Below are 11136 nucleotides of genomic sequence, written 5' to 3' on the forward strand. Positions count from 1 at the left end.
CGGTACCTCCGGCTCTGATGACTGGCGTGCGCCGGTCGAAGCGTAATCTTTCTGTTTCTAACCCGGGCTTGTCCCGGGTTTTCTGTTTTTTTCTTTGGCGTGAGTTGTGATGTGAGCAGGCTCAGACCACAACGCAGGTTTTCATTTTAATTAGGATAGCGACGTACCGCTCCAACGGGAGCGGGGGCGTGCGGTAGCCATGGCGAAGGAAAAAGGAGAAGGCAGGTGGCAAATAGCACAGGATTGCAGTTCACCGTAAAGGTCGGCGCTCTGGAGGCAGGCACCTTTGCGGTGGTGGATTTCAGGCTGGATGAAGGGCTGAATCGGCCTTTCAGCCTGTCGCTGAGTCTGGCGAGCGCGTTGCCGGATGTGGATTTCGGCGCGGTGTTGGACCAACCGTGCGAGCTGATGATTTGGTATGAGGGCGAGCTAAAACGTCGGGTCAGCGGAATTATCAGTGGCTTCACGCAGGGCGACACCGGATTCCGGCGCACACGCTATCAGGCGGAAGTGCGTCCGGCGCTGTGGCGACTGGGGTTGCGCACCAACGCCCGTCTCTTTCAGGCACAAAAGCCGGAAGCGATTATCGGTGCGCTGCTGGAAGAAGCGGGCATTACCGACTACGCCTTTGCGCTGCGCCATGAGCACGCGCCACGCGAATACTGCGTGCAGTATCGGGAAAGCGATTTAGCCTTTATCACCCGTCTGGCCGCCGAGGAAGGGCTGTACTTCTTCCACGAATACGAAGAGGGAAAACACCGGGTGGTGTTTGCCGATGATGCGGGTGCGCTGACCAAAGGCCCCGAGCTGTTCTTCAATCTGGCGACGCAGGGGCTGAGCGAGGGCGAATATGTCCGTCGCTTTCACTATGCGGAGCGGGTCAGCACGGCGGAAGTCGAGCTGAAAGACTACAACTTCAAGACACCGGCTTACGGGCTGTCGCACAAGAAGATGAGCAGTGAGCTAGAGCACCAGCGCGAAAGCTATCAGCATTACGACTATCCGGGGCGCTATAAGCAAGACCCGAGCGGAAAGGCGTTCAGTGGCTACCGGCTGGATGCACTGCGCTCAGGGGCGGTGACGAGCGAAGGGGAATCCAACTGCGCGGGGCTGATGCCGGGCAACACGTTTACCCTGACGGAGCACCCGAATGCGACGCTGAATGCAGTGTGGCAGACGGTGAGCGTGACGCACGTCGGGCAGCAGCCGCAGGCGCTGGAAGAGGAAAGCGGCGGCGAACCGACGACCATGAGCAACAGCTTTGCGGTGGTGAAAGGCACGACGACGTGGCGTGCGGCCATGCCCTACAAACCGATGGTGGACGGCCCGCAAATCGCCACCGTTGTCGGTCCGGCGGGAGAAGAGATTTACTGTGATCAGTACGGTCGAGTGAAACTGCAATTCCCGTGGGACAGATACGGCGCGAGTAACGACCAGAGCTCCTGCTGGGTGCGTGTCAGCCAAGGCTGGGCAGGCGGCCAGTACGGAATGATTGCGATCCCGCGCATCGGCCATGAAGTGATCGTCAGCTTCCTTGAAGGCGATCCGGATCAACCGATTGTGACAGGCAGAACCTTTCACGCGACCAACCCGACGCCGTATGTTTTACCCGCACACAAAACGCGTACCACGCTGCGTACTGATACCCATAAAGGCAGTGGCTTCAACGAACTGCGGTTTGAAGATGAGGCGACGCGTGAACAAATTTATTACCACGCGCAGAAAGATATGGATGGTGTCATCAACAACATTCATCGACAGAGCGTGGGGCGCGATCAGCACCTCAGCGTGACTCAGGATCAGTTCCAGCGGGTCGATCGCCACCGCCATCGAACGATAGGGAAAGATGATTTTGAGAACATTGGTCAGGATCATCATCAGGAGATTGGGCGGAGTTTTATTCAGAAGATTGGCTCTTCCTTCAAGCGCTTTATCGGCGGGGGAGAAATTACCCGTATCGAAGGGAGTCGTCAGACCACGATGTCCGGTTCTGAAGAGACACTTATCGGCGCGCACCAGCGTGTTCTGGTCAATACGGACAGCTACCTGAAAGCCGCAGATATCGTGCTGGAAGCGGGGCAGGCTCTGACCATTAAAGCGCCTGGCGGTTTTATCAAGATTGATAGCGCGGGCGTCACGATTTCTGGGACGATTGTGAAAATCAACGATGGCGGTGCGGCTGGCGTAGGGACTGCGCCAGTATCGATTACGCCAGAAGACCCAACTAAGCCCACGCTGCCGGATGCGCCAGACAGACGTTAAGGAGGAACTATGCCAGGTGCTGCACGTTTAGGGGACAGCTGTGCGGGTCACGGCTGTTTCCCTGCCACCCCGATTATCGAAGGCAGCGGTGATGTCATCATCAATGGCAAACCAGCGGCCCGTAAAGGCGATGGGGTTTTGCTCCATGCCTGCCCTTGCCCCAATATGCCTCACGGTGTGCACAACCGTGCGATATCCGCGGGTTCTGGTACGGTCATCATCAACGGAAAGCTGGCGGCGCGTATTGGTGATGCGATCGGCTGCGGCGGCTCGGTTGCTGCTGGCAGTGGGAATGTGATCATTGGCGATTCACCCTATCAATCCCCGGTGAAACCGTGCGCCGAACAATCGGCAAAAAGTCGCGCGCCTCTGTTGGCATTGACGCCAATGCTATTGCCGACGTTAATGGAGTGGGCTTCGGTCGCCGAGCTGCCCATTCTTGATGACCTGCTCTCCGTTGCTCAACGTAAAGATCGCTATCTGGCGCGTGCCAAGTTGGCGACTGAAGCAGCGACGCTGCCGGGACTAGCTGATGCAGCAAAGCGGCTGGCGTTTAACAACGACAGCATTTTACGTGCGGAGGCGGCCCAGTATGTGTATTCGGTCGATGAATTCCGACGAGGCGTGCTGGATAAACTGCCTAAGGCGCCGGTCGGGCTGGATATTCTGGATACGAGTCTATTACCGAGCCTTAAAGGGGCAAAATTTATGGACCCTGATTCAGGGTTTGGTTCTGCTTTGTTCAAGTCTGCGATTAACGGTGAAACGATGCTGACCTATCGGGGAACGAACAATGCGGTGACGGGAGTGAAAGACTGGTTGACCAACGCAGGGCAAGGAATGGGGCTGGAGACAGAACAATACAAGCAAGCGATGTATTTAGCGAAGCAAGTGAAGGAAGCGATTTCTCCACCCCCTGTAATTGTCGGGCATTCATTAGGTGGTGGTTTGGCATCTGCTGGGGTTGGTGTGACTGGGTTACCCGGCTATACCTTTAATGCTGCTGGCTTGCATACCAATACAGTGGCGCGTGTTGGTGGCGCTGACCTAGCGAAAACCGCATCATTAATAAAGACGCAGGCGGTGGATGGTGAGGTATTAACCATGGCGCAAACCTACGGTAAGGCCTTGATTCCTGGCCTACTCTCTGGCGCAGGGGCATTGATTGGTGGCGCTGCTGGTGCGGTTCTTGGGGGAGCCATCGGTGTTGCAAAACTATTGGGAGGGGGCTTGCCGAAAGCAAGCGGTGATATGATGGCGCTTCCCGCAGTTGGCGGCTCGCCGATTGCTCGGCACGGTATGGATCAGGTTATCGCGGGTATTGAAAGCCAGAAAAAGGAAGATATCGGGAAGATAACCAATACATTCAGGGGAATATAATGCAATGGTTGGCACGTATAAAATGGTTGGGCGTCGTTATTTTGGGATTATTAACCGCTTGTCAGGCAGGAGGACACAGTATGCGGGCGAGTGAACTTTTTGAGCCACCCGTGGTGGCGGTATTGCAGAGTATCCAAAAAGGTGACGAAGCAGCGGCGCGTTATCAGCTGTCGCAGGGCGTTAACCTGAATATTCAGGGCAAAGAAGGGGTGACGCCGCTGCTGTGGCTGATTTATGAAACGCAGGATAAAAAGGCCGTCACGCTGGCGCTTAAATTGGGTGCCGATCCAAATTATAAAGATGGATCTGGTGATAGTGCGGTGAACCGAGTATCTGGTGTTAAAGATCCAGACTGGCTTCGCATTATTCTGGATGCGGGGGGCGATCCGAATGCAATTGGGCGCCTTGGACAACCAGCACTATTTAGTGCCATTAACGAAGAACGCTGGGCCGATATAAAATTACTTGTGGCGAGTGGGGCTGACGTCAATTTAACTGATGAGCAAAAAACCAATAGCGCTCACTATGCTGCTTATCTTAACCAGTATGAAATCTCCTATTGGCTGATTGAGCAGGGCGCTAATGTTAATACCTATTCGGCTACGGGGGCTAGCTTAGCCTGGAGTGTTGAAGACAGCTTATCCATTATGTCCCCTAAATCTCCTCATTACCCTTGGGCACTGAAGGTAAAACAGCTATTGCTCGATCGCGGCGTTAAATTTCCACCGTTGTCTCCTACTGAAGTTCGGGAGCGCTGGGAAAAAGGACTGCCAGTATAGTTTTATTTTGATTCACGGTTTTTATTATTTTCCCTACGTCATAAAAATAAACTGCACTTCCCGACCAGATAATCATGCTGATTATCTGGTCGTTGCTGTCATGCTTAATACACGCCCAAGGTATTAAAAGTTATCCCATTTAATTATAGGTAAATAGCCATGATAACAAACAGTTATACTCTGTTTGAAATCAGCCAGGTTGATGCGCCGTTGTACGCTATTATTTCACCGCTGAGTTATCCCGAATTACCTGAATATTGGCAGGCTTTTCAACCTGCGGCGGCGGAGATATGGCAACAGCTGCATTTTGGCAAAGGTGCCGAAAGCTGGCAGATGTGGGCGCCTATTGTGGTGAAAATAGAAGAAGGAAAACCAGGAGAAACATTACTGCATTGGCTGACCGATACACAGCCAGCGCGACAGAGCGGTGTGATCCTCATGCATTGCGAGTTGGCATTGCAGCAGGTTATTGATTTTTGGCAGCAGCGCATTTTTTGTCTCTGGCCTGATGGCACTCGAGCGCTATTTCGTAGCTATGCGCCAGAGGTGTTATCGGCCTGGTGGTCCACTCTGGATCGTGCTGCTCAAACGGATTTTCTCGGCTCGCTGAATAATATGTATTTACCCATAGTGAGTAGCGAACATGGGGAGTATCAGCTATTCGCACAACAGGAAATGAATAACGAAAATAAGAACGAAATTAAGAAAGACTATCAAATTAATTTAACGCGTTATCAATATTATCTTCTCGCTAATGACAATCGCCTACACCGGTTGGCAAATGAACTCTTTCTTTTTGTCAGCGCGAAATGTGTTTTTCCACTGGACATCGAAATAGTAAAAGAACGCTTTATTAGCGGCATTGCATTAGCAGGAAAATATTATCCCAAAGCCAGCGAAGCGGAGTGTGAAGCCTGGTCCGCTCATCGCTGGGTACTCGGTAGTGAATTTTATTTGCACCCGATCTTTATTCATCTGACAGAGCGCTATTCGATTGCGGACAGTATTCGGATTTTTAAATCCGAACCTGAACGCATTGAGAGCGTGCAACTTAATTACCATCGCCCCAGTTGGATGCGGGGAGAGTTACCTGACATAACGGAGGTCACGCTGTGAGTGTATCGCAACCTTTCCTTGAATTGACGCCGGAAGATGACGCTGTCTGGCAAACGCGTATCGCTCAGGGCGGCTGTTTTGTTATCGCCGAAGCGTCGATGAACGATGCTGTGCCGTGGCTGGCCGAACGCTGGGGGGGCAGCCTGGAACAGACGCGCTTGTACTGGGGTGAAGCAGGGCGCGTTCATGCCTCGGTATCGCCCTATTGCATCCCACTTCACGCCGCTAACTGGTCGCAGGTGAAAGAACACATTATCACTCAGCCGGGCTGGGGAATGGGTCTACAGCTGGAATGGTTTATGCAGGCATATTCACCGCTCGATCAATTGCTTGATGTCACGAAGCATCTGCGGCAGTGGAGCCTGGTGACCTCACCTTCCGGGGAGAATGCCATCCTGCGCGTGGGTGACTGGCAGGTGGTAAATCAGCTGTTATCCGCCAGTTCCGCACAAGAAGCCTGTGCACTTTATGGCCCGATAGCCAGCTTCTGCGACATTTCTCCTGACGGCGCGGTACGTGCCTTAAATCTCACCGCCCGCGAACCACACTCTATTCCAGACATCCTGCCGCGCCAACTGAGTGACGAACAATGGCAAGCCATCATGGTGCCTTACGGGCATCACAATCTGGCACGCTATAGGGAACATCTGCGTGCTTACCATGCTGACTGGCAAAACGCGCCTGATGATGAACTACAGGCGTTTACCCATCAGCAGACGGAACAGGCGAAAAACAACGGCTTTAACAACGACCGCGATATCGTGCGCTGGCTGGCATTGGCGACAGAACTCTCGCCGGAATTTATTCATCAGCCTTGGGCAAAAAACATTCTGGTACAGCCTGAATACATTGGCACGCAAAGCCGTATGGATCGTCTGTATCAGGCAGCCATTGACCACCTGGACGAAGCATAAAATAAAAAGGACGTCATTTCATGAGTCAGAAAAAACAGGCAACGTTGCTTTCCAGCGAGGATGCAGCGAGTCGGGGTTTTAGCACGGATAAAAAAATATCAGGAGGCTGTGCCAAGTGTGGTTATGAAGTCCTGATTTATTACCATTATGACTCTGGGGAGCCGGTTCCCAATGCGCCATTTGTCCTCATCGACAGTAATAAAACGGAAATCCACGGTCAGACGGATGCCAACGGCCTCTGTTTTATTTACGACATGGGGGGCGGCACGTTTGAACTGCTACTCGAGGAAGGTGAGGATGAGTTTACGCCGCAGGAAACCATTCAGAACAACCCCGTATTACAGTCTACTCCGGGTTATGCCGCACTAGCAGGTGAGTACTTCACGCTGTTCCTTCTCCTGCGTAAACAGGGGCTAGTGACGTATGACGCCGATGACAGCAGTGATCGACACGTTGATGTTGATGGCGCGGGAATATTAACGTCTATCCCAGATGACTATAAAAAGGCTTACAAGCGTTTCTGGGAACTGGATAAACAGATTAACCGCGGTAATCGCCAATTGAAGCAGGCCATCAACAAAATCCACCACAGCCTCGCGGCAGAAACGGCGGATGCGGGTGGGGATGATAACGCCGCGCTCATGATGTTCTGCGAGATTATTCTGGGTTGTATTCCTGTCGTGGGGCAAGCGCTGGACGTGTACTCCATTGGTGAGTGGTGCTGGCAAACTCATGAAGATCCTAAACTGATGGACGACCCACTGCATGTGGCCGGTGGTGTCCTGTGTGTGATTGGGGTAATTCCCGGGCTGGGTGACGCCATTAAGGTGAGCGGGCGGGCGATTATTAAAGCGCTGAGAAATGCCTCCTCACCGGCGGCTGTGCAGTTTGCCATCAAAACGATCCGCAGCCTGTCCAACGGTAATCTGGTGAAAGGCGTCACCGAACTGCGTGGTTTGTTGAAAGAATACGGACAGAAAGGCAAAGCGATGCTGTTGACCATGCAGCAGGCTTTGGTGACGGCAATGAAGGCCTCGGAGAAGGATGGCTGGATTGTTGCGCTGATGAAAGATCGGTTCAGCAAGATGCTCGACTATTTAGATCAGTTAGTTAAACGTTACGATGAGGCCATTGCGACCCTTGAGAAAGAATTCGATAAGTTTATTCCTCTGATTGTGACACGGGTTTCCGGTAGTCCGCGGCCTAAAGGTTCCTTCGCGAAAAAGGCCGATACCCCGCCAAGCCATACGACGGCGGAAAGCAGGGCGGCCAGTCCATCCTCTGGTTCAAAGCCTGAGCCTACTGATGCGCCAACCGCAACGAAACAAAGCGATGCCAAGCCTGATGGTGACAAAGGAAAAGATCAGCCGCCTAAAAAACAATCTCCAGAAAAAAATACGCCACACAAATCAGAACCGTCAAAACCGACTGATGCCATTGAAGAAAAGCCCAAACCGAAAGCGCCCGTAGAGAAGAAAAGTCAATCTGCGCCGGCAGAAGCTGAAAACATTAATGCGGGCAAAAATACCGAAAAGCCATCAGGGAAAAAGGGGGCGGAGGCGGAGGCGCAGTCGAATGATGGCAAGACCCCAGCAGATTCCAAAAACAGCAAAGAGAAAGGCGACCCGGTCGATATGGCAACCGGTGCCGTGGTGGAACAGCGCACCGATATTCAGCTAACGGGGACGCTGCCGCTGTCACTGCAACGCTACTACCGCTCGACGGGCGAGCGGTACGCCGGTTTGCTGGGGAGGCTGTGGCGTACCAACTGGGATATCAGCCTGACGCTCAACAACGGGGTAGCAACGCTAACGGATGGTGAGTTCAATCAGGCGTTCTTCACCTTGCCCAATGAGGGAGAAGTCAGCCGTTCACCGTCCAACCTGCAATGGCGGCTGACCCGCCAACAGGGGGAACTCGTTCTTCATCATGTTGATGGCCTGCGCTATCGGTTTGAGCATGCACTCGGTCTCCAGCTTTGTCTGACGTCGATTGTCGATGCGGCGGGCAATCGGGTGACGTTCGAGTGGATGCTGGGCGACCTGTGCTGGGTTGTATTGTCCGACGGGCGCTTGATTCACGTCACAACGGAGCGACGCAGGATAACGGCACTGACGCTATGTACCCCGCAGCGCCAGCCCTTAAAAACGCTGGTCAGCTATACCTATGACGAACACGGGCATTTATTGAGCATACGGGCGGATGAGGGGCGCAATTTTGACTATCGCTACTCATCAGAAGGCTGGCTGCTGCGCTGGTCGGATTTAGGCTCGACCTGGGTTGAGCACGATTACGATAAAAAAGGCCGCGCCGTCCGTGACAGAACGTCGGAAGGCTACTGGCCGGGTCACTTTGACTACGACGATGACACCCTGACCAGCCATTACCACAGCGGGTTTGGTGGCGTATTCAGCTATGTGCGCGATGAGCGCAATAATATTCTGCTCCAGCGCACGCCTGATGGCGGGGAGACCCGCTACGAGTGGGTGGACAACCAACTGGTGGCGGAGACCGACCCGCTGGGCGGCCGCACGGCGTATCAGCGCAATGACTGGGGGCAGGTGACCGAGGTTACGCTGCCAGACGGCGCGACGCATCACTACGCGTATGACGATAACGGACAGCTGCTGACCTATATCGACCCGCTGGGCAGCGAATGGCGTTACCAGCGTAATGCTGCCGGGCAGGTTGTGGAAGTGAACGACCCGGAAGGGCGAGAGTGGCTGTATCGTTACGGTGAAACAGGGCAACTGTCGACGGTGATAGGCCCGGATGGCGTGTTGCAGCGTTATCACTATAACCGCCGTGGCCTGCTGAGCAGCCTTGAGCGGGATAATGCACCGGCGGTGATGTTCCGGTATGACGACCTTGACCGCTTGACGGAGCGGCATATCGGGCATGAGGTGGGCGTGCAGGTGCGGCGCTGGGAGTATGACGGCGTGTGCGAGTCACCGTCGAAAGTGGTGTACGAAGACGGCAGCGAGACGCGGTTTGGTTACGATGTGGAAGGTAACCTGACGGCGGTGACGGATGCGCTGGGTCAGCGCTACCAGTTCCGCTACGGGGCGTTTGATAATCTGCTGGAAGCGACGGACCCGCTGGGGGCGACAGTGCGCTACCACTATAACACGGAAGCGGAGTTCGCCGGGGTGACGAACAGTCAGGGACTGGACTGGACGTACGGCTTTGACCCCAGCGGTCGGCTGAGCGAGGAGCGGCATTACGATGGCCGGGTGTACCGCTATCAGTACGATGTGGCAGACCGTCTGGTGCAGCGTACCGCGCCGGATGGCAGCGCACTGCATTACGAGCATGATGCGGCAGGGCGGATAACGCGCATCACGGCACAGAAAGCGGACGGGGAAACGGACGGCATTACGGAACTGGCGTATGACGTAGCCGGCCGGCTGACCAAAGCCGCCAGCCCGGATGCGGTGGTGGAATACGCCTATAACCGGGCGGGGCAGGTGACGTCGGAAACGGTCAACGGCGAGGCAGTACAGAGCGGTTACGATGCGGGCGGTCAGCGTGCGGTGGTGGAGGGGATTCTGGCGCCGCTGCAGCTGGCGTGGCAGTCGGGGCGGCTGTCGTCGCTGGGAATTGGTTCCCATCAGCCGCTGCAGTTCAGCCATACGGCGGCGGGGGAAGAGCAGCGGCGCAGTAACGGCAGCGGGTTTGCATTGCGCCACGAGTGGAGTCCGACGGGGCTGCTGCAGCGTCAGGCGCTCGAAGGGACGGACGGCCGGGTGAATGACGTGCTGGAGCGGCGCTATCAGTACGATGTGCTGGACCGTCTGACGGGCATCAGCGACAGTCACTGGGGTGAACAGGCGTTCCGGTTGAACGGGGCAGGTCAGGTAACGGCGGAGCGCCGCGATGAGGGACGGCGGCGTCAGGCGCGGCTGTTTGGCTACGACAGCGAACAGAACCTGTGTGAGGTGTCGCAGATAGCGCCGGGTCTGGGTGAGACGCTGAAGGTGCAGGATGCGGTGGTGCAGGCGTCTGCGCGGTACGATGCGGCGGGCCGCGTGGTGGAGCGTGGCCATACGCAATACCGGTATGATGACTGCGGGCGTCTGGCAATGAAGCGGGAAACGCGACCGGGGTTCAGGCCGAAGGAAACGTATTTCGACTGGGACGTGCAGGACCGTCTGGTGCGGGTGAGTTTGCCGGACGGGGCACGCTGGCGCTATCGTTACGATGCGTTTGGCCGCAGAATTAACAAGGTGCGCGAGGGACAGGTAACGTCGGCGCAGGCGGTCGCGCGGGTGGCGTACCGCTGGGATGGCGACCAGCTGATTGGTCAGCAGCAGTACTATGCAGATGGCAGTGCCGCAAGGGAAGTGCAGTGGGTATATGAGCCGGGAAGCTTCCGGCCGCTGGCGCAGGTAGAAGCGCAGGGCGACAGCACGCAACTGCACTACATCGTGACGGACCTGACGGGAACGGCGAGAGAGCTGTGCAGCGAGGAAGGAGAAGTTCGCTGGCGCGGGGAGCAGGGACTGTGGGGCGCACACCGCGAAGAACGACGACCTATCCCGCTGCGGCGCTATCTGGGCGATGCGGCGAACGAGGAAGTGTACTGCGAGCTGCGCTATCAGGGGCAGTTGTACGATGCTGAAACGGGACTTTACTACAACCGGCATCGTTACTATGATGCGGAGAGCGGGCAGTATCTGTCGCCG

6 protein-coding genes are annotated in these 11136 nt (G+C 55.3%); all 6 read left to right on the forward strand.

Annotated elements, in window-relative coordinates; translation table 11 throughout:
- Positions 1-225 precede the first annotated feature (225 nt).
- On the forward strand, positions 226-2262 hold the full coding sequence (locus K7X24_RS21435) for a type VI secretion system tip protein VgrG (protein WP_224558229.1): 2037 nt from the start codon (positions 226-228) through the stop codon (positions 2260-2262).
- Positions 2263-2271: 9 nt separating this feature from the next.
- Positions 2272-3642 carry a PAAR domain-containing protein gene (locus K7X24_RS21440; protein WP_198998360.1) on the forward strand — a complete coding sequence of 457 codons (1371 nt, stop codon included), beginning with the start codon at positions 2272-2274 and terminating at the stop codon, positions 3640-3642.
- A gap of 80 nt (positions 3643-3722) precedes the next feature.
- Positions 3723-4421: an ankyrin repeat domain-containing protein gene (locus tag K7X24_RS21445; RefSeq protein WP_224558233.1), complete on the forward strand. Its 699-nt coding sequence runs from the start codon at positions 3723-3725 to the stop codon at positions 4419-4421.
- Positions 4422-4580: 159 nt separating this feature from the next.
- Positions 4581-5537: a DUF4123 domain-containing protein gene (locus tag K7X24_RS21450; RefSeq protein ID WP_224558230.1), complete on the forward strand. Its 957-nt coding sequence runs from the start codon at positions 4581-4583 to the stop codon at positions 5535-5537.
- Positions 5534-6451, forward strand: a complete 918-nt coding sequence (locus tag K7X24_RS21455) for a DUF4123 domain-containing protein (protein ID WP_224558231.1) — start codon at positions 5534-5536, stop codon at positions 6449-6451. Before K7X24_RS21450 ends, K7X24_RS21455 begins: the two co-directional genes overlap by 4 nt.
- Positions 6452-6471: 20 nt before the next feature.
- On the forward strand, positions 6472-11136 hold a 4665-nt coding region (locus K7X24_RS21460), incomplete at its 3' end, for a DUF6531 domain-containing protein (protein WP_224558232.1).

The organism is Pectobacterium versatile (genome assembly GCF_020166435.1).
Classification (GTDB): domain Bacteria; phylum Pseudomonadota; class Gammaproteobacteria; order Enterobacterales; family Enterobacteriaceae; genus Pectobacterium; species Pectobacterium versatile.